This window comes from Pseudomonas sp. ZL2, from assembly GCF_054788455.1.
Genome location: NZ_JBGOGX010000050.1, coordinates 36,062 through 59,803, shown reverse-complemented (window position 1 = coordinate 59,803; position 23,742 = coordinate 36,062). Strand labels below are relative to the sequence as shown.

General features: G+C 60.8%; 16 protein-coding genes. All 16 read right to left on the bottom strand.

The genetic code is table 11. The annotated features are described in order from the left end of the window. Nucleotides 1–118: 118 nt before the first annotated feature. Complete coding sequence (locus ABM562_RS23285) at nt 119–3,658, bottom strand: glycosyltransferase family 2 protein (RefSeq protein ID WP_460423479.1); 3,540 nt, start codon at nt 3,656–3,658, stop codon at nt 119–121. A 38-nt stretch (nt 3,659–3,696) separates the two neighbouring features. Further along, entirely contained in the window at nt 3,697–4,860 is a 1,164-nt protein-coding gene (gene rffA, locus ABM562_RS23280; protein ID WP_460423477.1) for a dTDP-4-amino-4,6-dideoxygalactose transaminase, read from the bottom strand. Nucleotides 4,861–4,891: 31 nt separating this feature from the next. Next, the gene (locus tag ABM562_RS23275; protein ID WP_460423475.1) at nt 4,892–6,268 is read right to left on the bottom strand and encodes an NAD(P)/FAD-dependent oxidoreductase; all 1,377 of its coding nucleotides are present in this window, start codon (nt 6,266–6,268) and stop codon (nt 4,892–4,894) included. Between the two features lie 11 nt (nt 6,269–6,279). Then, nucleotides 6,280–7,047, bottom strand: a complete 768-nt coding sequence (locus ABM562_RS23270) for a dTDP-6-deoxy-L-hexose 3-O-methyltransferase (protein WP_460423474.1) — start codon at nt 7,045–7,047, stop codon at nt 6,280–6,282. 50 nt (nt 7,048–7,097) lie between these two features. After that, nucleotides 7,098–7,742 carry a class I SAM-dependent methyltransferase gene (locus ABM562_RS23265; RefSeq protein ID WP_460423472.1) on the bottom strand — a complete coding sequence of 215 codons (645 nt, stop codon included), beginning with the start codon at nt 7,740–7,742 and terminating at the stop codon, nt 7,098–7,100. After that, nucleotides 7,739–8,437, bottom strand: coding sequence for a WbqC family protein (locus tag ABM562_RS23260; RefSeq protein ID WP_258578916.1), 699 nt, complete (start codon nt 8,435–8,437; stop codon nt 7,739–7,741). The genes ABM562_RS23265 and ABM562_RS23260 overlap by 4 nt, the downstream gene beginning before the upstream one ends. Before the next feature lie 69 nt (nt 8,438–8,506). Then, nucleotides 8,507–11,305, bottom strand: a complete 2,799-nt coding sequence (locus ABM562_RS23255; protein ID WP_460423470.1) for a glycosyltransferase — start codon at nt 11,303–11,305, stop codon at nt 8,507–8,509. A gap of 59 nt (nt 11,306–11,364) precedes the next feature. Next, on the bottom strand, nt 11,365–14,931 hold the full coding sequence (locus ABM562_RS23250) for a glycosyltransferase (RefSeq protein ID WP_346616662.1): 3,567 nt from the start codon (nt 14,929–14,931) through the stop codon (nt 11,365–11,367). 73 nt (nt 14,932–15,004) lie between these two features. Then, the gene (locus tag ABM562_RS23245; protein ID WP_115088093.1) at nt 15,005–16,579 is read right to left on the bottom strand and encodes a flagellar hook-associated protein 3; all 1,575 of its coding nucleotides are present in this window, start codon (nt 16,577–16,579) and stop codon (nt 15,005–15,007) included. 13 nt (nt 16,580–16,592) lie between these two features. Further along, nucleotides 16,593–18,641, bottom strand: coding sequence for a flagellar hook-associated protein FlgK (gene flgK / locus ABM562_RS23240; protein ID WP_460423468.1), 2,049 nt, complete (start codon nt 18,639–18,641; stop codon nt 16,593–16,595). A 10-nt stretch (nt 18,642–18,651) separates the two neighbouring features. Next, nucleotides 18,652–19,851, bottom strand: coding sequence for a flagellar assembly peptidoglycan hydrolase FlgJ (flgJ, locus tag ABM562_RS23235; RefSeq protein WP_115088095.1), 1,200 nt, complete (start codon nt 19,849–19,851; stop codon nt 18,652–18,654). 11 nt (nt 19,852–19,862) lie between these two features. Further along, the gene (locus ABM562_RS23230) at nt 19,863–20,972 is read right to left on the bottom strand and encodes a flagellar basal body P-ring protein FlgI (RefSeq protein ID WP_010224970.1); all 1,110 of its coding nucleotides are present in this window, start codon (nt 20,970–20,972) and stop codon (nt 19,863–19,865) included. Nucleotides 20,973–20,984: 12 nt separating this feature from the next. After that, nucleotides 20,985–21,680, bottom strand: coding sequence for a flagellar basal body L-ring protein FlgH (gene flgH, locus ABM562_RS23225; protein WP_115088096.1), 696 nt, complete (start codon nt 21,678–21,680; stop codon nt 20,985–20,987). Nucleotides 21,681–21,734: 54 nt separating this feature from the next. Then, on the bottom strand, nt 21,735–22,520 hold the full coding sequence (flgG, locus tag ABM562_RS23220) for a flagellar basal-body rod protein FlgG (RefSeq protein WP_460423466.1): 786 nt from the start codon (nt 22,518–22,520) through the stop codon (nt 21,735–21,737). A 45-nt stretch (nt 22,521–22,565) separates the two neighbouring features. Continuing rightward, nucleotides 22,566–23,306, bottom strand: coding sequence for a flagellar basal body rod protein FlgF (locus ABM562_RS23215; RefSeq protein WP_115088098.1), 741 nt, complete (start codon nt 23,304–23,306; stop codon nt 22,566–22,568). A 189-nt stretch (nt 23,307–23,495) separates the two neighbouring features. Then, a complete protein-coding gene (locus tag ABM562_RS23210) occupies nt 23,496–23,684 on the bottom strand; it encodes a hypothetical protein (protein ID WP_428985017.1) in 189 nt (62 codons plus the stop codon). Between the last annotated feature and the right edge of the window lie 58 nt (nt 23,685–23,742).

Here is a 23,742-nt window from a genome sequence, read left to right as displayed (position 1 = left end):
TCACTGTTGGACAAAGATTACCCATTATAATCGTCAGCCGTTACCGCTACAGCGGATCGCCAGGCGGGCTGCGCCTGCGATACAGCGATCACAGGCGCAGGTTGGCGTTATCGCAGGATCAACCCGGCAGCCAGGCGTTGCGCCACTGCTGCAGGTGCTCGCCTTCAAGCAGCCAACCGTGATGCACCGCGCCCCTGAGCTCGGCGCCCAGGCGCTGGGCGGCGTCGCGATCGGCCAGGTGCATGCGAATGGCCTGCAACCAGTCTTGCAAGGTGTTGCTTACCAGGGTCACTGGCAAGTCATTGCAACCCTGGTAGCAGCGTACGTCGCTGGCAATCACCGGGAAACCGCAGGCGCCGTACTCCAGCAGGCGCAGGTTGCTCTTGCATTCGTTGTACAAACCCTGGGCCATTGGCGCCAGGGCCAGGTCCAGATCCAGGCTTGCCAGCTTCGCCGGATAACGCGCCAGCGGCACGTCGACATGGAACTCGCGCACAAAGGGGCGCAAGGCGGCCGGGCAACTGCCCAGAAACACCCAGTCCACTTCCGTGGCCAGCGCCTTGACCAGTTCGCTGATCAGTTCCAGCTCTTCGATCCGCTCAACCCCACCCGCCCAACCGACACGCGGCTTGGCGCCCATCCGCCGTTGCCCTTGCAAGTCGCGCCACCAGGCACCGGGCAAACGATTCTCGACGATGCGAATATCATCATGCAGCCCGGCGAAGACCTCGGCCAGCGCCGGTGTCGAGACCAGCAGGCGGTCGGCATAGCCCAGGCCTTGCTGCAAGCTGGCGAACAGATCCTCGGGCATCTGCCGACGCAACGCGCTCTGCGCGGGCAGCTCGGGAAGATAGGCATCCAGCTCGAAGACCTTGAAGGCGCTGGAGAAGGCCTGCATCCGCCGCATGGCCTGCAGGCTCTGCGCATCGAGGGGGCGCTGGAGTACGATGGTGTCCGGCGCGTAACGCTGAAGATCGGCAACCTGCAGCAGGTTTGCCGACAGCGCACCATCGATCAACCCCGCAGCCTTCATCGCGGCAAATGGCTGGATTACCCGCTGCTGACCGCTGCCCTGCAAGTCGGCATTGTGCGCCAGCACCACCGGCAACGGACGCCAGCTGTGCAGCGGGCGCCAGGACAGCGCCGGCTCGACTGGAACAAAGCCGCCCTGATGCTGCAGGGACAGATTGGCGTTGTACGCCGGGTCGCTGGCAAGCACCGGCAACCAGCGAGCGTACAGTGCATCCTCCTCCTCGACAGTCGCTGGCGTTGTTGTCTGGGGTGCCATCAGCATTTGCACATGGGGTGTCCAGACATTCAGGTAGCCCGCTTGCTGCAGCTTCAGGCACAGATCGACATCGATCCAGCGCATCAGCAGCGGCTCTTGATCGAAACCACCCGCCTCGAGAAACAGCTCTCGGCGCAGCATCAGGCATTCGCCGCTGAGCGCGGCATAATTCTGATCGACCAGCAGCCGCTGCAGGTAGCCGGCATCCTGGTGGGCACTGCCTTCGAAGGCGCGACCGACTGGGCCACATAAACCGAGCACTAGCCCGGCGTGGTGAATCTTGCCTTCGGCCGACAACAACTTGGCGCCTACCGCACCGACCTCCGGACGCTGAGCATGATTGAGCAGTTGCTCAAGCCAGCCTTTGCCCAAAATGCCCGCCGCCGGGTCCAGCCACAACAGGAAGTCGCCGCGGGCCTCGCGGGCCGCCTCGTTGTACAGCACGGCCCTGGCTTGACCGGAGGCAAAGCGCAGCACCCGCAACTGCTCGCCGCCCAACTGCTCGACACCTGCCAGCCATTGGCGGGTTTGGCCGTCTGCGCAGCCCGGATCCAACAGCAGTACTTCGTAGTGCGGGTAGTCCGTGTTGGCCAGCAACGCATCCAGGCAACGCTGGAACAGCTCCAGCGACCCTTCGAGCAGGATCACGATGCTCACCGATGCTTGCTGGGCATGCCCGTAGTCAATCCGGTAGTGGCCAGGCAAATGCGCCGCCACGTGCGCCTGCAGGTAACCACGCGCGTGCAGGTGGCGTTCGATCACTGCGCGCTCGTCAGGGCAATCAACCAGGCTCGGTGCATCACAAACCAGCAGCGGCTCGCTGACATGTCCGATGCAGGCCAGGCCACGTTCTTCAATCAGGCGCAACTGGTAGTGCAGCTCGAATGCACGGCCGCAACTGCTATCAAACCCACCCAGCTCAACAAACATGTCGCGGCGCAGCAACCAGTGCTTCGACAATCCGGCCGGACAACTGAGCAGCAAGTCAAGGTTTAGGTCCGAACGCAGCGAGACGCCTTGCGCACCTTCATTCAAGCGCATGGCTTCGTCGGCATAGAGCGCCAGGCAATCGGCGGGGGCGCCGAGCAGATCCAGGGCAACCATCAACAGCCCGGCAGGCGTGAATTCGACCCCCGCCTCGACCATCATCAACCAGTCGGCGCTGCTCTGCGCTGCCAACTGATTGATCGCCTGGGCAGCAGCGTGAGCGTCCACCACTTCGACCTGCAGATTGCTGTAAAGCAAGGTATCGGCGGCCAGGCTGGCGAGCGTGCGCTGCAGCAACTCGGCGCGGCTGCCATCATCGATCACCAGCACGGCAAAGCGTGGCGAAGGGTTGGCGGCCAGGCGCTCGATCATCAGCGCAAGTTGCTGCGGGTCCGGATAACGCGCCTGCAACCAGTGGTTCATGGCCAGATGCTGGGCGCGTGCCTTGTCCCGTGCGGCTGCCTGGGTTTTTTCGATAAACACATCCAGTTGCCGCCAGAATGGTGCCGTCACTTCAACGTAGCGCTGAAATGCGCCCTTGACTGCCAGGCGCGCATGGTCCACGGCATCGGGTTGATCAAGCATGGCAAAGCCGGTGCCACTGCCTACAAAGCAGGTGTCCAGGAACTTCTGGTCGATCCCGTAGCCTGGCATGAATATCACCGGGCAGCCGCACAACAGCGCCATCACACAGGTCATTGACCATTCATAGGTGTAAAGGATATCTGCCGACTTCAGCACCTGTGCAAGCTCCGCCAGGGTCAGGGGCGTGGCCATGCTGAGCAGGCGAATGCCTTCGGGCAGCTGCGAATAGTCCACCTGCTCCAGCGGGTGGCGGTTCTGATAGAGGTAAGCACCTTGCCGTGGTTGCGATGGGTCAGGGTTACAAAACAAGGCGACATCGATGATCGGCAAATTCAATACGTCCCCACCAGGCTCGCCGCTGTCCGCGGCAATGATGGCTCCCGAATAGAACATCAGATCGTCAGCCCCTGGCTGCATACCTTTGCCGGTCAGAAAGCCTTCAAAATTGAGCAGCAGGCGCGCGCTCACCGGACACCTGAGCGGGGAACCGATGGTGACCTCGGGATACACGGCGATCGGCATCTTGCCGGCAGACCGGTGACGCTGCTCGGTTTGCGTGTCGAGCATTGGCGTCCTAAGGTCCGGGTTTAGTACTTCGCACCCACACAAATAGGCCTCACGCCCACTCAGGTTGAGGATGTGGCACAGGTAGTGAAGCGTGGCAACGCCCGAAGAAGTCTCACGGTAGTCAGGTGCCAAAATGTAATAAGGATGCTCAGGCTTGGCGAACATCAGTTGCAACCGGGACATCGCCTGCTCAAGCAGCCGAGGGTCGATCTGCGGGGCATTCGACATCATGGTAACTCCAGTATTCATTGAATCGACGACAACCCGGTTCAGTACACCGAACCTGTGCTGTCGGCGGTAAAAAATGCATTGATGATTGCGCAGACAACCGCCACCTGCGCGGCCTGCATATCGGAATACAGCGGCAGTCGCAGCAACCTGCGGGAAATGTCAGAGGTGACCGGCAGATCCCCGTGTGCACGTGAGTAGCGCAAGCCCGCCGGCGAGTCATGCAGCGGCACATAGTGAAAAACCGCGTGCACCCCCTGCTCGCGCAAATGCGCGATCAACGCCGTGCGCTGTGCTTCGTTGCGGCACAGCAGATAAAAGATGTGAGCGTTTTCCGGCTTGCCATCCTGGGTGCCCGGCAACGTCAGGCAGCCGTCGATCTCCAGCGGCCGCAGCGCGGCAAAATATTGCTCATACAGGTCACGCCGATGGGCGTTGATGGTCTCGCCATGTTCGAGCTGGGCGTACAGGAACGCTGCGGTGAGCTCGCTGGGCAAGAATGAAGAGCCGACATCCACCCAGGTGTACTTGCTCACTTCCCCCCGGGCAAACGCCTTGCGGTTGGTGCCCTTCTGCCAGATGATCTCCGCCCGCTCGATCAGACGTGGGTCGTTGATCAGCAACGCTCCGCCCTCGCCACTGATGACGTTCTTGGTCTCATGAAAGCTCAGGCAGCCCAGGTGACCAATGGTGCCCAGCGCGCGATGCTTGTCACGCGCCAGGATCGCCTGGGCGGCATCCTCGATGAGAAACAGGCCACGGGCATCACAGATGCGCTTGAGTGCATCCATGTCGCAGGGCTGGCCAGCATAGTGCACCGCCACCACCGCCTTGGTTTTCTCGGTGATGGCGGCCTCGACCAGGCGCTCATCGAGGTTCAGGGTATCCTCGCGAATGTCGACGAACACCGGTACAGCACCACGCAAGACGAAGGCATTGGCCGTGGAGACAAAGGTGAAGGAAGGCATGATCACTTCATCCCCTGGCCCGACATCGGCAAGGATTGCCGCCATTTCCAGGGCCGCGGTACAGGAGTGGGTGAGCAAAGCCTTGGGGCACCCCAGATGGTGTTCAAGCCACTTGTGGCACTGCTCGGTAAACTGCCCGTCACCGGCCAGGGAGCCATTCATGACCGCCTGGGCAATGTAGAACAGCTCTTTGCCGACCACGAACGGTTTACCGAATGGGATCTTCTGATTACTCACGTTACTCACTCCAACCTGCAAGCCGCTCGGCTCAGGCAAAATCTGCCAGCGACAAATACCCACCGATCAGTGCGTCGATGAAATCGACCTGCACGGCCTGGCTCACGTTGTTTTTCTCGAAGAAATCCAGCGCCCGGCGGTAGTAGTAAGCCTCGATGGCCTGGTCGGCATCGGTATGCCCGGCATCAAAGCCATGCTGGGACAATGCCGAGCACTTGACCGCCGCGTACTTGCGCGCGCACGCCTCGATCGACACATCGAGGAAGGCACTGCGTTGTGGCGAGGTGTACTGGAAGTACTCCTGGGCCGGGGCAGACAAAGGTTGATCGAGCAGCAAGGCACTGAGATGTTCGGCCAGCCACGGTGCAAAATGGTAGCCGTCACGACGGGTGCCCGAGGCAATGAAGGTGTTGTCGTTCAGGCGCCCGATCACCGGGTAGCCGTCCAAGCTTACCGGACGATAACCGAAGTTGTAGCGCACGAAACCGCTGGCACGGTGTTGATGATTGACCTGGTTGATCGCACCGTTGATCAGCGCCGCCACCGATTCAGCGCGCGGCACCTCCTCGTCCAGAGTGGTGATCAGGTTGGTGGCGCCGACCACGAACAGGTCGTCCTGGTACGGTGCGTGATAGATGCCGCAAGCGCCACCGCGGTTGGGCGTACGCACGACGTAGCGGCCCTTGATGCCCGGATTCTTCAGCACGATGGTCGCGCCGACGCCGTTGATGACCTTGATGCAGGCCTCTTCCCACAGGCGAGTGGCGGAGCTGCCGTTGGCCAGCACCACGCGATCGCCCTGCAGGACTGTGCCGTCTTCCAGCTTGACGCCCTGGGTGCGCCCGCCTTCCTTGAGCAGCGCTGCAACCTTGCCATCGACAAAGCGCACACCGCGTGCCTCAAGGCTTGCCTGCAAGGCATGGACAACACCGTCCGGGTTGACCACGCCTTCACGCGGCAGGAACAAAGCGTTGCGGCTGCGGTACTCGGAGCCGGGAGCGTAGGATGTTTCAATGCTCGGCTCAACGGCCTCGAACGGCTCGTCGAAATCCTTCAGGTAACCCTTGATCGCATCGAACGCCGCATCTTCATACGCGTTGGAAGCGTTATTGTTGAGCAGGATGGTCCCCAACCGATAGAACTCGGAAGGGATACCGAACTCTTCGACAAAGCCACCCCAAAGGCGCGCGGATACCTGGCTCAACTCGAACTTCAGGCGATCACGGGGATGCTTGAGGGCATCGGGCTCCAGTTCCGCGAAGGAGTTGAGCATTGCCGCTGCCGCCATCGATGCGCTGTTCGGACGCCCGGCGGGGCCTACCACTACAATCTGTTCGGCCGACACTTTGCGCGAAAGCCCGGCAGCGATAGCAAGACCCACCATGCCGTTGCCAACAATCAAAAACATGACTGATTACCTCAAAGAATTTTGACAATGCACAGTGATGGGTAGGTGGCCGAGCGACGCAGTTCGTGACGCACCTTGCCTAGCACATCCGCCACGTAGGCGTAGCCTTCTCCGGGAAGGAAATCGCGCTGCAACTGGAAGAACACCAGTAGAGAACCAGGCACGCAGCGTCCGAGTATCTGGTCGAGGGCAAAGCGAGTAGGGCCTTCCAGGTTCATGTCAAAAAAGGCAAGCGCTACCAGCAGGTTGCGGTTGTCTTCAATGAACTGCGGCAGGGTTTCCTTGATGTCGCCCGCTACCACCTTGTGACCCGAAGGAACATGAGGCAAGGCATTGATACTCTCGTGCAAGCCAAGCAAACGAGTTAGGTAATCGGCGTAGCCCTCGCCGGTCGAGTAGCAGCCATCACGAAAGTTCTCGTTATCGACTTGAGCATCCACAGCATGGGATTTGTAACCCTGAAAGGTGTCGAATGCAGCAATCCGACGCTGTTTGTTGAAGGGTTCGAAAATCGCTCGCAGGTTTTCACAAAGCACGGCGTTCTGACCACGCCAGGTCCCGAAGTCGAGCACTGAACCAGGGATCTGCACGATCTCACGGTATACATCGGAGATCGCCAGCAAGCGTGCCAGCAAAGGCGAACGAATGAACAATCCGAGGTTGCGCTCCTTCTCGGCATCATCAAGCGGGGCATTCTGAAACTCTTCCCAGAGGTGCTCACGGGCATCCAGCTGACTTTCAGAAGATTGGGTGACAGAAGTGGAACCGCTTTTGAGCATGAGTCTCTCCAGGAAAAAGTGATGAACAGGGCTCTTACAAGCCGCCTGTACTAAGTAGACTTGCGCACTAGCAAGGTAAATTCGTATAGGCCGTAGTCATGCAGCAGAGCCACCTGCGCTGAGTACGCCCTTTTGCAGTAGTCAAAGTAGAAGCACGGATCGCCGTAGTACAAGTAATCACGCATGTACTCCAGGTCCGAATAACTGGTCAGGCAGTTGAATGAAAAGCCCTTGCGACTGCAGGCATTCATCGACTCGAGAACCGTGCGGATATAGGCCTCCCAGTCCTCGCGCGCTGTGGCCTGGCAAACATTGAAAATGCCACTGGCAAGCGAGTAGTCGGCAACGCGCGAACAGGTTTCAGCTACTTCGAACCGCGCATTAGGCGCGGTGCCATGCTCTTTGTCGGCCGCTTCGATCATTGCCGCCGACAAATCGAAACCATAGTAATCAACGCTCAATGCCTGTTGCTTGATGTACGACAGTAACGCGCCGTATCCACAACCGATGTCATTGAGGCTGAAACCCTGCTCGCGCGCCTCTGGCGGGACGATCTTGAGCAACTGTTCGAAACGCAGGTGCTGCGACTCGCTACCGTTCCAGTCCACCCCTTGGGCAGTGGCGCCAAAGTCCCTGACCTTGGACGAGTAGTAACTGTTGACCTCCTGCAGGATCGATTCAACTCCACGGCTCATGGCTGGCGCTCCAGGAAACTGGCAGCCTGCGGACCGGTGTTGAGCAGCAGGTCAACCACACTGACGCCGTGCTGGAACTCGCCAAACAGCTGCGGGTACCGAGGGTAACCGTCGTAGTTCATGTACGAGACCGACAGCCCCTCACGGGCAAAGGCCTCTTCATCGAGATAACACTGCGCCGCCGGCCCCGACAGGTACTCATTGGCCTCCAGCGACAGGCACAACTCGATCAGGCGCTCGTTCTTGCCCTGGGCCTGGCCAAGGTCTTCGGAGCGGTAAAGTGGCGTGTCGATCTGCAGCATCCGGCATATCTCGGAGATGAACAGGAAGTTGATGTCCGAGAGCAATGTCAATTTCTCGGCTCGTTCGAACAGTCCTTGCATTTCCGGGGCCATCTTTTCGAAACAGGCCGCGCGCCGATAACTCATTTCGATGCACTTCCAGTGCTGGCGGCTCCAGTCGGGTGAACTGACTTCCACCTCGTTGATCAGCTGCGTGTAACGCCCCTTGTTTTTCACCGGGATCGACAGCCAGTGCTCGCCTTGCGCAGTCTTGATCTTGTTGCGATTGCGCCAGTCGCGACGGGTGAACTGCACGTCGTCGTAGAGCACAAACGCATCAACACTGCGAATCAGGTCAAAGTAACCTTTCCAAGGAATGTAATTTGACTGCACCACAGCCACTTTCTTATGCATCATCGCCTCTTCAAACTACCCAATCGCAACGAAAAAGCCGGGCTTCACACCCGGCTTTCGTTTTGCCTGCTACTTGAGATCAGCCAGCCAGTCGAGCACGAGCGGTGCCCCTTGCCCTCGTGACCGGGAGACGTCCACTGCGGTGGCGACATCGACGATTGCCCGCGCACTGAAGGCCGACGGCCAGCGCGTAACCAGGGCCTGCAACGCCTGGTCATCAATCTGCGGTACCGCTGCGTTGAGCAGCTCTGCCTGCGGCGTCCAGATCACCAACAAGCCCGCTTGCGCCGCTTTCAAGCACAAGTCGATACCCGTGGCATCCATGGTCTCGAGCCCGGCGCATTGCTCGAACAGCTCTTTGCTCAGCATCAGGCAATCGTCAGACACCGCCTGGCAGCTGCGTACCGTCGCCAGCCCCAACGCCGACGCTGTCTCGCGGGAAGCGCCCTGCCAGGCATTGCGCACCTGCCCATTGCCGTGCAATTCATAACCGGCATGACTGATCAGACCGTCACGGTCATACATCTGGCAACCGACAACACCGACCTCGGGGCGCTGCGCCTGATTGAGCATCGCTTCAATCCAGGCCGGCGACGCCACTTCACTGCGACTGGACATCAGCACCAGGTACTGGCCCTGGGCCTGGGTTGCCGCTTCGTTGATCATATCGGCGCGCAGCGCCGACTCGCTGGCAAACAACCGGACCCGCGAGCCAAGCCCCTGTACCGTGGCCAGACCTGCCGAGATCGGCTCGGCATTGGCCGCCTCGCAGACCACGATCACTTCGTAGCGTGCATAACGGGTACGCTGGACGATGCTTGCCAGACTGACCTTGAGTTGCTCAAGATCCGAATCGGCTGACAGCAGAATGCTCACCTGCGGCGTCTGCGGGTGACGGAAGTCGACCTGGAAAACACCGCCGGCACTTTCGTTGACCTGCCCGCGGTAGCCGAGCTGGTTCAAATGACGCTTGAGCGTGGTCAAGGCGTCAGCGGCCAGTGCCTCGGACGCTTGCTGACCGATCACCAGGTATTCATCCAGGTGAGCCATGCCGCCGATGCCGCTGTGCTCAACCAGGCGCAGCAGCAGGTCAAACTCGAGTGCGTGAGCACTGGTTTCGCTGTACCCACCAAGGTCAACGACATTCTGCCGGCGAACCAACCAGTGCCGCGACATCAGGTCAGGGCAGCTGCGCAGCAGGTCCAGGTTACAGCCAGGACGCACGACACTGAGCAGGCGACCATCACTGTCACGCTGAATTTCATTGGCACAGATGGCCTGGCACGCCTGCGCCCCGGCCAACTCTACCTGCAAGCGCAGCAGACCACCTGGAACCAGCACATCGCCAGCCTGCATCAACATCACCCACTCACTGGGCAGCTGGCGCACGACCTGGTTGAGATGGGCAACCAGGTTGGCCTGGGTGACCTTGATGAAATGCAAGGTATCCTTGGCCGTGGTAATGGCAGGCAGGTTGCCGGCCTTGAGCACCACCACCTTGAAGTTGCGCAGACCGCTGCCTACCAGGCTGTCGAAAGTGCTCTGCAGCGCGGCATCGCTGTCGTCCAGATCGAGGACGATGAACGCCATCTGTGGCAATGGCGTCTTGTCCAGGTGGTCGAGGATGCGATTGCGTGCAACAGCATCGGGGGTGGCCGCGGCAATGGCCTCCAGCACTTTGCCCGACGGCGTGTCAGCCAGCAGCGAGGCAACCGTTACCGCTTGCACAGCCTCAAGCTGTTCGCGCCAAATCGTCAGGTCCCGCGACTGAGCCAGCTCTTGCACACCCAGGGCGCCCACCAGGCGCTGACACACCTGCACATTGAACACACCCAGTTCGAAAGCCTCCCAGTAGCGGGCCTTGAGACTATCGGCACTGTCGTTGGCATGCACAGTCAACAATGCCTGCTGACGTACCCAGGTACCTTCCAGCGCGCGGCTTTGCACCTGGCCGGCCGGCCAGGCGTGAACCAGAAACTCGATCGAACGCAACTGACCGAACACAGTGGCGTTGTAGTAAGGCATCTCGACGAATTGTTTCGGCTCGAACGTCAGCTGCGGCTCGGCCGACACGCTGTTCCAGCGCGAAGTCAGCAGCAACGGCGCTTCACTGCGCTCGTGCGTGTTGCGTACGAACGCATTGAGCACTTCGAAGCCCTTGGCATCGGCAAACACCGCGGCCTGTCCGCCATCCCATTGCTTGATCTGGCGAACGATGTGCGTCAAATGCTCTTCGCGACCGGCTGAAGATATTTCCCAGGGACGGTATTCGACCACCACGCTGGTTTGCGCCAGCAGGCTGCCAGCGCCTTTGGCCAGCAAGCCGTAGGAAACCGCCGCGCACCAGCCTTCGAACGACAAGCCTGCAGGTACACTGGCCACCACCGTTTTCAAAGCCTCGACCCTGACTACCGACCGCCATGCCTGCAAGCCGTACTCAGCATGCAAGGCGATACGCCCCAGGGCGCTATTGGCCTGTTGCCGGGACTTGGGCGCGGTGCCGAGCTTATAGTAGGTCACTTCGTTGTTGCCCGGCTGATAACCCAGGGAGTACCCCTGAGCCATCAGGCAATCAACGTCCGCATGCAAGGCCCGCACTGCTGCGGCAATGCCTTCGGCCAGGAGAAAATCGCACTCGAGGGTCAATACCGCAAACGGGGTCTCGACCTGGTTCAGGGCCTGCAACAATTGCTCGGACCAAGCGCTTCCCGATACTGCCGCCGAAGGCGCTGCGAGTGTTTGCAGGTGCGCGAAGCGCGCCTGATAATAATGGGCGGCACGCCCTGTGTAGCCAGGGTCTTCCTGGCCGAGTAAGACGACGGTGACGTCATCCAGCTGTGCCGCACAACCGATTGCTTGTTCGCCCATAGCGCACCTAATTCTCATGTTGTTCTGTCAACGACTGGCAGAATTGCCGGCCATTGTCGTTAATCGGCCAACCATGCGTTGGCCCAGGGCTGAAGTTTGTCCGGCGTCAGCATGAAGTCGCGCAGCACCACTTCACGCAAAGCATCACCCTGGCGATAACTGGCCTGAGGATCGGCCAGGTGCATACGAATCGCTTCCAGCCATGCCTGCGTCGTATTGCCGATCACTCGCGTACAAGGCAGATACCCCTGGTAAGCCTTGGTGTCGGCACAGACCACCGGGAAGCCGCAAGCGCCATACTCGAGCAAGCGCAGGTTGCTCTTGCAGTCGTTGAACAGGTTGCTCTCGAGCGGCGCCAGCGCCAGATCCAGGTTCAGGCTTGCCAGCTTCTGCGGGTACAGCGACATCGCGATGCCGGTATGGAACTCCTTGACGTAGGGCCTGAGGACATCCGGACACATACCGAAGAACACCCAGTCCACTTCATTCGCCAGTTCCTTCACCACGTCGGCGAGCAGCTCCAGATCGCCACGATGGCTGGTGCCCCCCGCCCATCCAACGCGCGGCTTGAGGGAGGTCTGGCGATGGCTCTGCAAGCCGCTCCACATTTGTGTGGCAAGCATGTTCGGCACTACCCGGATATCGTGGTGCAGGCTCGACAGCGCGTCGGCCAGCGGCTGGGTAGAAACCACCACGCGATCACAAAGGGCAATGCCAAAGCTCACCAGCTCGCGGATGTTCTCCGGCATGTTTCGTCTGTGTGCGTTCTTTTGTGGGACATCGATGATGTAGTCGTCGATCTCGTAAATACGCCGGGCATTGGAGAATTCTTTGATGTGTTCGATCTGCCGGGACGAAGTGGCCATGTAGCGGCATTGCAGGATGATGGAATCCGGCTTGCAGCGCTCCAGCTCGATCGTGTTGGGGGTGGCGTAATCCAGTTGCCCCTGGATCCACCCTGCGCGCTCCAGCTCGGTAAAAGGCTGCGCTACCCGATAGTGCCCGACCGCCGTGGTGTTGATCGGTAATGCCAGCACAAAGGGCAATGGGCGACTGATGAACGGATCCCAACCGGTACGCAAGCCCGGCTCCAGATTGTAGCTTGATAGCTTCAGGCTGAGATTGCGGTTATAGGCCGGATCATTGGCCACCCGCGGCAGCCAGCGCTGATAGAACGCGTGCTGATCCCTCTTTTTGAGCGAGGGGTCGGCGGAACTTTCGGTAGACTCGCGCGCCACCAGCGAAAAGGGCGTCCACACTACCAGGTAACCCTGGTCCCGCACGCGCAGGCACAGATCGGCATCGAAGAGCTGGGATTTGAATGCCTCGGACTCCAGGCCACCCAGTTCCTCGAACAGTTCACGCCTTACCAGCAGGCAGTCAGCGCTGACCGCACTGAGGTTCTGCACCGCCACCAGGCGATTCATGTATCCGCTGCTGTCGACCATCTGGGCGAAAAAGGGGCTCCCCGCCGGCCCGTGCAAGCCGAGCAACAACCCGGCGCTGACGATCATGCCGGAGCTGTTGCACATCTTCGGCCCGACTATGCCGACTTCCGGGCGCTGAGCCTGGCTCATCATCTCGGTCAGCCACTGAGCGTCAAACATCATGCAGCCTGCATCGAGCAGTAGCAGGTAGTTGCCCCGTGCCTGTTCACTGGCCTGATTGAACTGTTGTGGCCCGCCAGCGGCACTGATCCGGATGATGCGCAGCTGGTCACTGCCGAGCTCACTCATAGCACTGAGCCAGCCCTGCATGTCTTCAGGCTCACCGCCGTTGACAGCAATCAGGACCTCATAGTTGCGATAAGCGGTGTGTTCGAAAATCGACTCGACACAGCGCCGCAACGACTGCAGGTGCTGGCCGGCGGCAATAATGATGGAGACCGCCGGTGTATCACTGTGCCGGTAGAGGACTCGGGTCAGCATGCTGTTCTGCGCCGATACCAGTTCAGCTTCGATACCCAGCCGTTGCAGGTGCGCCTGCAGGATACGCGGCGCCTGGGCTATGCAGGCTGGCGCCGACTGCCAAGCGGTATAGTTGTACTGACACTGCACCAGCAACTCGGCCACATGCTCGACCACCTGCAGACCATGAGCTTCAACCAGCCTCCAGAGCAGATCCTGAGGCGCGAGCACATCATAGTCGGCCTTGAACCCTCCCGACGCCAGTAGCTGAGTACGCTGGAAAGCCAACATACGGCCGACAAAGGGAACGCTGCGCATCAGGTCGAGGTTGAAGTCGGGCTTGAAGATCGGTTGCCCGACCTGCAGGTTGTCGTCGCTGCCCTCGTCGGTGTACAGGCATAATCTGTCCGGATGCAGGGCCATGCGCTCGGCCATGATCACCAGGGCATGGGGATGCAGGCGATCGCCGGCCTGCAGGAGGAAGACCCAGTCCGCCGTCTCAGCTTTCGCGATACGCGCATTCAGTTGCTCGAAACCACTGCCGCGCAGCTGGATACGTTCGACGCCAGCCTCATCCGGCAGCTGCTCCTGGGCACCGAGTACCCAGACCTGATGCGCCGGATAAGACTGGCAGGCCAGGCTGTCGAGTGTCGATTTCAGGGCATTCGCCTCTGCTTGCGGATCGAACACCACAGTCACTATGCGTGGCTGACGTGGCCATTGCTCGAGGCGTTTGGGCAACAGCCGGACTTGCGCTGCTGACAAGGTGCGACAATCAAGCCACTCGGCGTAGAGCTCGGCAAAACTCAGGCTGTGGGTACCGACCTGTTGCTGATAGCCGCCCAACTGCCCAGCATACAGGCGGGTCAGTTCGTACTCGTCCCACTCCAGAGCCTGACCTGGACGAAAGTCCTCAAGCGGTACATAGCGAATCCAGCCAATGGCTGGCGGCGGCTCACTGGTGCGCGCTTCGAGCATCTGCTGCAGCCATTCGCTCTCGCTCTTGTGAGCGAGGGTCATACCCGCCTGGTGGCTCAGGCGACCGGCGTGGACGCGCTCAAGACTGAGCATGTCGGACAGGCAGGCCAGGTGCCCGCGACGCAACAGGCAGATGTACAGCGCCATATCCAGGCGCGCAACGAATCCTGCGCCCTGCTGCGCCAACTGGGGAAGGTATTCCTCTACCGGGCCCCGGCGCATGAGCATATGGCTGATGCCACCAAACAGGTTGGGCACCTTGCTGGCGACCGCATCGAGCAAATCGCCGCCGTTGAGGATCGCGCTGCAGGGGGAGATCAGACAGTTGTCCGGGCGCGATGGCAAGACTGTCTCGTCCGCCGCGCATAGAAGCCGATGGTTGACTACCAGGTTGACTTGCGGGCAATCCGCCATGACTTGCGCCTGCCGCTCGATACAACCATCGATCAACCAGTCGTCATCACAGAGGAACTTGATGAAGGTTCCTCGGGAATGCTCAAGGCACTGCAGCAAATTACCAGCGAAACCCAGCGTCACAGGGTTGTGTACATAACGCAGTTCGCACTTCGCCTGCCCAGCCCACTCATCGACAATGGCCTTGATCTCCCCTCCCTGGCTGTCGTCGCAAACGATGACTTCCAGGTTCGCGTAGCGCTGGAAAATGGCACTCAGCAAAGCACGGCTGAAGAACTCTGGGTTAAAGGCGGGAATGGCAATGCTGACAAGTGGCTGTTCGATCATGGAGGCAAACCTGGAGAAGCCTTCGGGTGATGCCGGCACTGGGCATCACCCGAAGGTAGAATGCGAAGATGTATCAGAGCCGATTGAATAGGCTCAGCGAGGAGATTTTGGTGAACGCCAATTGTGATGCTTGCAGCATGGTCTGTTGCAGGCTGAGGCGAGTCAGCACCTCGGCCGGGTCAGCGTCGCGAATCGAACTCTGGGTCTTGGTGTTGGCCATCTTCAGGCTTTCGTTGGTGTCGGCCTGGACATCCAGGGCGGCACCGCGGGCACCGATCGAGCTGATCGCCTCGGCGACCTTGTTGGCACCGCTTTCCAGGTTACCGATTGCCGATTGCAAGGCACCCTGATACTTCTGCCGTGATGCCAGATCCTTGTCCACCGGCAGCTCCAGTGCCTTGCGGAACTCGGAGATGGTATCGAGGATGTTCTGGGTCTGATGGTTATCGACCTTGACCGAAAACTGATCGCCAGCAGCTGGCGGTGCCGAGAAATCGAAATCGACACCGGCAATCTTGGCCTTGGTTGCCGGGGTACCGGTCAGCGTGCCAGTGGCAACCGGGCGCGCGTCTGGCCCCATGGGCTGGGCATAGACTTCATAGGCGGAAGCACTGGTGAACTTGATGACTGCGCCACCACCGGGGAAGGCGTTGTTGTAGGCCGTCGAGTCGCTGATACTGGCGCCCGTGATTTGCGACGACGAGGTATTGCCAGGGCTACGCGAACCGCTGACTTCATCTGGCTTGGAGCCGAGTGAAAAGGTATGGCCGGCGATCAGCGCATCAGCGTTTGGCTTGTCGGCGTCGCTCAGGTTGATATCGAGGGCCATCTCGACACCACGGAAGGTCACGCCACCCGGTTTGCTCGGATCGAACTTGCCCTCGCCGGTAGCTTCCAGAGTCACGTCGTTGTTGGCCGCATCGGTGATCTTGAACTGCGTGCTGCTGGTGAAGGTGATGGTGTACGGCTCACCGCCACGGAAGCGATCGTTGTACTGGGTGCTGCCGGAGACCTGGCCATTGGACAGGCTGACCCGGCCGTCATCCACTAACGGCGAAGTTAGCTTGGTCTGGCTGCGGCTGGTGTTCAGCGCCTGTTCGAACACACTGTAGCCACTCTCGTTGGAGGCCATGGTGAGCATGTCACCCACCTGAAGGCTCAGGGTACTCTGGTCGCCCTGGTAGGTGTAGGTCCCATCGGCGTTACGCACGTATGGCGGGGTGTCGCCACGCGAGCCGGAGAACAGGTACTTGCCGTTCTCGTCACGGCTGTTCATCAGGCTGTAGAGCTGCTCTTCGAGCTGGGTCAGCTCCTGGGCATCGGCCTTGCGGTCGGCGTCGGTGTAGCCACCGCTGCCGGCACTGATGGTCAGTTCCTTGACCCGCGCCAGAATATTGGTGATGCCGTTGAGGGTCGATTCGGAGGTACCCAGACTGTTGCGCACGTTGGTGATGTTGCCATCGTACTGGTCGATCAGGTTGCTCTGCTGCTGCAGTTGCAACAGGCGCGCAGCGCCCACCGGATCATCGGCGGCAGTACGTACGCGAATGTTATCACTGGCCTGCTGACCGGTCTTCACCACATTGGAGAAGTTGCGCTGATAGTTCGCGGAGCTGGTTTCGTAGAACTGGGAAGTAGAAATACGCACGGTCTACCACTCCTTAAAGGGCGTTGATCAGCGTGGAGAAGATTTCCTGCGCCGCTTTGATGATTTGCGACGAGGCCGTGTAGTACTGCTGGAACTTGATCAGGTTGCCGGCCTCTTCATCGAGCTGCACGCCCGACAGCGAATCGCGCGAGGCCCTGGCCGACTCATGCAGGGCGCCGGTAGAGTCGACATCCATCTGCGCCTGGGCGGTCTTGCCGCCGACGTTTTCCACCAGCTTGCCGTAAGCGTCGGTCAGGCTGATGCCTTTGCCATTGGCGCCAACTTCGACGGTACCCTTGGTCTGCAGGTCGATCACCGCCTGGCCGTTGCGATTATTGTCCGAACCCGAGCCGGTCATGCCGACGGTGTAGCTGTCACCTTCCTTGGGCGCGCCCGACACGCTCATGTCGAAGGTGAAGGATTTCTGGTTGCCGTTGGCATCATTGATCGCTGCGCCGGTGGAGTCGACCATCGGCACCGAGAACTGCAGTTTGTTTTCCTGGCCCGGAATAATGGTGCCGGTACCCAGCGTGCCACCCTTGGCATCGAGCAGCTTGTAGGTTTGCGGGTTGACCTTTTCGTCACCGAACACCAGCTTGACCGGGGTCGAATACTTCAGGCCATTCTGCAGGTCCAGGCGCTGGGCCGGATCGTAGATGTCCAGGGTCGACGTCAGGTTTGGCTGGCCGATGATCCCGGTGCCCTTGTTGCCGGCACCGCTGGTGGAAGTCAGCGGCGATGCCAGCGCCAGGCGCTTGGGATCGGTAAGGACGGTGTCCAGGTTGGTCGCGGCATTGCGTGTCGGGGTGATCTTGAAGGTGTCACCGGCCTTCACCGCACCGCCATTGAGGTTGAGGCTGAAACCGTCGATGACCGGCGCCGGATCGTCGTTGAGATCATAGGAACCGACCATGCTGCCTTCCGGCAGCTTCTTGACGCTGTAGCCGGTGGCACTGGTGAAGGTCACCTGGTAGTTGCTGGTGCTCAGCTTGCCGGTGTCCTTGATGGTCACATCGAGGTTGCCGGAGCCTGCGCTGTTGCCCGCCTGGGCGATGCTGCGCTGGCTGATCAGCTCGGGGCTGTTGATGTTGTTGAACAGGGCCGCACCGAACTCGCCGTTCTTGTCGATGCCCTGGGCCAGCTGGCTGTTGATGCGATCGGCCATGACCAGGGCCACGCGCCCCAGCTCGTTCAGCGACGGGTCCAGGACTTCGCTGCGATAACGCAGCAGGCCGCCGATCTCGCCGCCCTTGAGGCTGGAAGTGACGTCCATGGTGGTGCTGCCACGATTGAGCTGCACGACGAAACGGGTCGGGTCGGTCTTGCTCGGTGCAGTCTCCAGGTTGTTGGTGGTTTTACCCAACACCAGCGGCTGACCGTTTTCCAGGTAGATGTCGAGGTTGCCTTCGCGCTCGACCACCTGGGTACCGACCAGCTCGGAGAGCTGACGCACTGCTTCGTTGCGTTGATCGAACAGGTCGTTCGGAGTGCCCTGCACCACCGCTACCCTGGAGATCTGATCGTTGTACTGGGCAATGGTTGCCGTCAGCTTGTTGACCTGGTCGGCCATCGAAGCGAGGTTGCCATTGATGTTGTGATTCTGCTCGTTGAGCTGGTTGGCGATGGTGTTGAAGCGCTTGCTCAGCGATTGCGCACTGGTCAGCAGCAACTGGCGCGACGCATCTTCATTAGGCTTGGCAGCAGAACTCTGCAAGGCACTGAAGAAGCTCTTCAAGGCGCCGGTGATGCCGGTATCGGCGCCCGACAGCATCTGGTCGATCGGCCCGACCTGCTTCAGGTACGAGGCGGCATCGCTGCTCAGCGAGGTGGTGGTACGCAGCTGGCTTTCAAGGTAGGCGTTGTACACCCGGCGCACATCGGAGAGGGTGGTGCCGGTACCGATGAAGACGTGGCCGACCTGCTGCGCGCCATTGGCCCGCTGCACGTTCTGCTGGCGCGAATAACCGGCAACATCGGCATTGGCAATGTTGTTACCCGTGGTGTGCAGGCCCGCCTGGTTGGCGTTGAGCCCCGACATCCCGATGTTGATCAAACTCGCCATGGTTCAAACCTTATAGTTTCGTTGTAGTGCCAATCGCTGCGTAGCTTTCGTACGATTTCATCTGTTTGGCGATCTGCGAAATCTTGCTCGCGTAATCCGGGTCGGTTGCGTAACCGGCTTTCTGCAGCTCGCGTACAAACTGTTCCGGTTTATCGGCAGCCTTGACCGCTTCTTTATAGCGCGCGTTGTTCTGTAGCAGGCTGACCAGGTCATGGAAGCTGTCCTGGTAGGAATCGTAGGAGCGGAACGCCGCGGTCTCCTTGACGAACTGACCGTCACGGAACTCGCTGGTGATCGCCCGCGCCTGGCCGCCCTGCCAGTTGCCGGTGGCCTTGATGCCGAACAGGTTGTGGCTGCTGCTGCCATCGGCCTGACGCATGACCGACTTGCCCCAGCCGGTTTCCAGCGCCGCCTGGGCCACCAGGTAGCGCGGATCGATACCGATGCGCTTGGCGGCCTGCTCGGCCATCGGCAACATGGTGGCGACGAATTCATCGGAAGAACCGAACGCACGCTTGGCCGGTGCCAGCGGCGGCTGGGCCACGGCGCGACCATAGATGCGCATCGAGCCCGGCGCGGCAAAGCTCTGCGCCGACTGCCAGTCGCCTTTGACCACGGCATCGGTCATGGCCGTGGTGCGCTGCGGCAAGGCTGCGGTGTTGGTGGTGGCCGCAGCGGCGCCGGCCGACGGTACGATGCCGGCCAGCAGGCGATCGGTCAGCTTGCCCGGCAGGGCCAGGCGACGCGAGTTGAGCGCTGCCATATCGTTGCGGGTGACGGCGGTTTCTTCGCTGCGCACAGGCTCGGCCACCTTGGCCGCCCACAATGGACGCTGCTGGGTGTCCACCCGCGGGAACGGGCTGTTGTTGGTCGCGGCGCTGGCCTTCTGCTTGGACAACTGGCGCATCAGCACTTCCTGCAGACCGATACCGCCGCCCTCGCGGGACATGCTCACCGCCAGCTGCTGGTCGTACATCTGCTGGTACTGCTTGGTGGTCTCGGTATTGAGCGGGTTGTCCTTGGCCAACACGTCGCTGGCCGAGCGCATCGACTTGAGCATCTCGTTGAGGAACAACGACTCGAATTCCTGGGCCACCTTGCGCAGGTTGGCGTCGCTGTCGCGATCGCCGACCTTCAGCGAGTTCAGACGATTGAGGTCGGTGTAAGCCCCGGTATCGGCGGCATTGAATGCGCTTTTCGGCATATCCATGGCCAGCCCCCTCAGATCACGATCAGGTCGGCTTGCAAGGCGCCGGCCTGTTTCAGGGCTTCAAGGATCGCCATCAGGTCACCGGGTGCAGCACCCACCTGGTTTACCGCACGGACGATTTCATCCAGGGTGGTACCCGGGCCGAACTTGAACATCGGCTTGGCTTCCTGCTCGGCATTGACCCGCGAGCGCGGCACCACGGCGGTTTCACCATTGGAGAACGGCCCCGGCTGGCTGACGATCGGGTCTTCGGTGATGGTCACGGTCAGGCTGCCGTGAGTGACCGCCGCTGGCGACACCTTGACGTTCTGGCCGATGACGATAGTGCCGGTACGCGAGTTGATGATGACCTTGGCCACGGCCTGGCCCGGATCGATCTCGAGGTTCTCGAGGATCGACAGGTAGTCGACCCGCTGGCTTGGATCGAGCGGCGCAGTGACCCGCACCGACCCCCCATCCAGGGCCTGGGCTACACCCGGACCGAGCAGTTCGTTGACCTTGTCGACGATGCGCTTGGCAGTGGTGAAGTCCGGGCGATTGAGGTTCAGGGTCAGGCTGTTGCCCTGGTTGAATCCGCTGGGTACGGCGCGCTCGACCGAGGCGCCGCCCGGGATACGACCGGCCGATGGCACGTTGACGGTGATCTTCGAACCGTCGCGGCCCTCGGCATCGAAACCGCCCACTACCAGGTTGCCCTGGGCGATGGCATAAACGTTGCCATCGATACCCTTGAGCGGTGTCATCAGCAGGCTGCCGCCGCGCAGGCTCTTGGAGTTACCGATCGACGAGACGGTGATGTCCACCACCTGACCCGGCTTGGCGAACGCCGGCAGGTCGGCATGCACCGACACCGCGGCAACGTTTTTCAGTTGCACGTTGCCCGACCCCGGCGGCACCTTGATGCCGAACTGCGAGAGCATGTTGTTGAAGGTCTGCAGGGTGAACGGCGTCTGGGTGGTCTGGTCACCCGTACCGTTGAGCCCCACCACCAGGCCGTAGCCGATCAGCTGGTTGGTGCGCACGCCGGAAATGCTGGCGATGTCCTTCAGACGCTCGGCCTGCACGGCGAACGCAGTGGACAGCAGAATCGTAGCGGCAATCAGCTGCTTGAAGTTGAACATGGTCATCCGAACCTAGAAAGGCCAAAGCGGGCTGATGAAGAACCGGTCGAGCCAACCCGGCTGGCTGGCATCGGCGAACGAGCCGGTACCCGAGTAGGTGATGCGTGCATCGGCGACACGGGTTGAAGGCACGGTGTTGTCGGTGGCGATGTCATCGGCACGGATCATCCCGGCGATACGCACCAGCTCATCGCCGGTGTTGAGGGTCAGCCACTTCTCGCCGCGCACGGCAATGATGCCGTTGGGCAGCACGTCGGCAACGGTGACGGTGATCGAGCCGGTCAGGGTGTTGCCCTGGGCCGCCTTGCTGTCACCCTTGGTTGAGCGGTCGCCGCTGTAGCCGGCGCTGAGGCTGAGGTCGCCATCACCGAACGGGTTGTTGGTGGTCACGCTGCTGCCGAACAACGAGGTCAGGCCGAGTTCGGCCTTGCTGTTCTTGGCGATCTGCGAGTTGGCGTTCTTGCTCGCCTGGGTGCGCTCGTTGAGGGTGATGGTGATGATGTCACCGACCCTGAAAGCCTTGCGATCGCTGTACAGGTTCTGGTCGAAACCGGCCTGGTAGATCGAGCCGTTGTTGGCCGCCGCCGGCAATGGCGTGCGCGGCAATACCGGCGCGTAGTAGGGATCGTTGGGCTTGGGCGTCGGCGCGACGCAACCGGCCAGCAAGGCGATCCCACTCAGGGCTAGTATGCAAAACAAACGACTCATGACTCTGACCTCACGGTGTAACAGGCGCCGTTCAAGCGACCTCGAAGACTTCACTTACAGGTTCTGGGTAACGTACGAGAGCATCTGGTCAGCGGTGGAAATGACCTTGGAGTTCATTTCGTAGGCACGCTGGGTGGTGATCATGTTGACCAGCTCTTCCACGGTGCTGACGTTGGAGTTCTCCAGGGTCTGCTGCTGTACCACGCCAAAACCGTTGAGGCCCGGGGTACCGATTTGCGGCGCGCCGCTGGCGGCGGTTTCCAGGAACAGGTTGCTGCCCATGGCCTGCAGGCCGGCCGGGTTGATGAAGTCGGCGGTCTGGATGTTGCCGATGATCTGCGCCGCCGGGTTGCCGGCAGTGGTGATCGACACGGTGCCGTCCTGGCCGACGGTGAACGTCTGCGCCTCTGGCGGCACGACGATCGCGGGCTCCAGGGCAAAACCGTTGGCGGTGACGATCTGGCCATCGGAGTTCAGGTGGAAGGTACCGTCACGGCTGTACGAAACAGTGCCATCAGGCTGCAGGATCTGGAAGAAACCACGACCGTTGACCGCCATGTCCAACGGGTTCTCGGTGGTCTGCAGGCTACCGGTACTGAAGTTCTTCTGGGTGCCGACGATGCGCACACCGGTACCCACTTGCAGGCCCGACGGCAGTTCGCTGTCCTGGGTCGACTGGGCACCTGGCTGACGCTTGATCTGATAGAGCAAGTCCTGGAACTCGGCGCGATCACGTTTGAAGCCGGTGGTCGAAACGTTGGCCAGGTTGTTGGAAATGGTGGTCAAGTTGGTGTCCTGGGCGGACAACCCGGTTTTACTGACCCAAAGAGCCGGAAGCATGCTGTTCTCCTCGCGCGCCTGTTTTACGGCGCTACGTCTGTGTTATTAGCCGATTTGCAAAACACGAGCCATGGCTTCGTCGCCTTCCTTGGCCGTGGTCATCATCTTGATGTGCAATTCGAATTGACGGGACAGCGCCAGCACCGAGGTCATTTCCTCGACCGCATTGACGTTGCTCGACTCCAGGAAACCGGAGACCACCTGGACGTTGGCATCGGCGACGGCAGGCTGGCCGTTCTTGGTGTGGATCAAGCCGTCCAGGCCCTTGGTCATGTTCTTCAGGTCCGGGTTGACCAGTTTGATCCGGTCGACCTCGGCCATGACCCGCGGGCCCTCGCCCATGGCGCGGATGCTGATGGTGCCGTCCTGGCCAACCTCGACCTTCTGCTCTGGCGGCACGGCAATCGGCCCGCCATTGCCCATCACCGGCATACCGTTGCCGGCCCGCAGCACACCCAGACCGTCAATGTTCAGGCTGGCGGTGCGCACATAGGCTTCACTGCCATCCGGGGCCTGCACGGCGATGAAGCCGTCGCCGCCGATGGCGATGTCCAGGTCACGGCCGGTTTCCTGCATCGAGCCCGGGCTGAAATCAGTGGCCGGGCGCTCGGTCATGGCATAGGCCCGCGCCGGAAAGCTGTCACCGAATACCGGCATCGAGCGCGCCTGCTCCAGGTCACGCTGAAAACCGCTGGTGGAAATGTTCGCCAGGTTGTTGGCATGGGCCTTCTGCGCCAGCGCGTTCTGGCTGGCGCCGGTCATGGCCACGTATAGCATCTTGTCCACAGTCATCCTCCGCTGCGCTGGCGAACACTTGCCGTCCGCCGCTGCTTTGCAGAGCCTGAAGCAAGTTTCAAACCAACTTTTGAAAAAGGCGGAAAACGCCCGAAAGACAAGGGGTTCAAGCGCGCGATAGATCTCACGCAGAAGATGCGCCGTCGAAAATACGGCGCCGGTTTGCCGCTAGCGGCAAGCTCAGTAGTCGCGGCAAGCCGCGTTATTGAACGGACCGGCAAAACGCTTCCAGCCCTCGCCCGGCGCAAACTGTGCGCACACCAGGCGCCCGGTGACCTGGCTTTCCCAGCGATACCAGGGCGCGGCATCAGCCCAGGCCTGGCTCATCAACAGCACGGCGAACAGCGCCATCAGCAATCGTTGCAACATGATCGATACCCCTGAAATGCAAGACCCCTTCCGAGAAAGGGGTCCACTCACACCGATT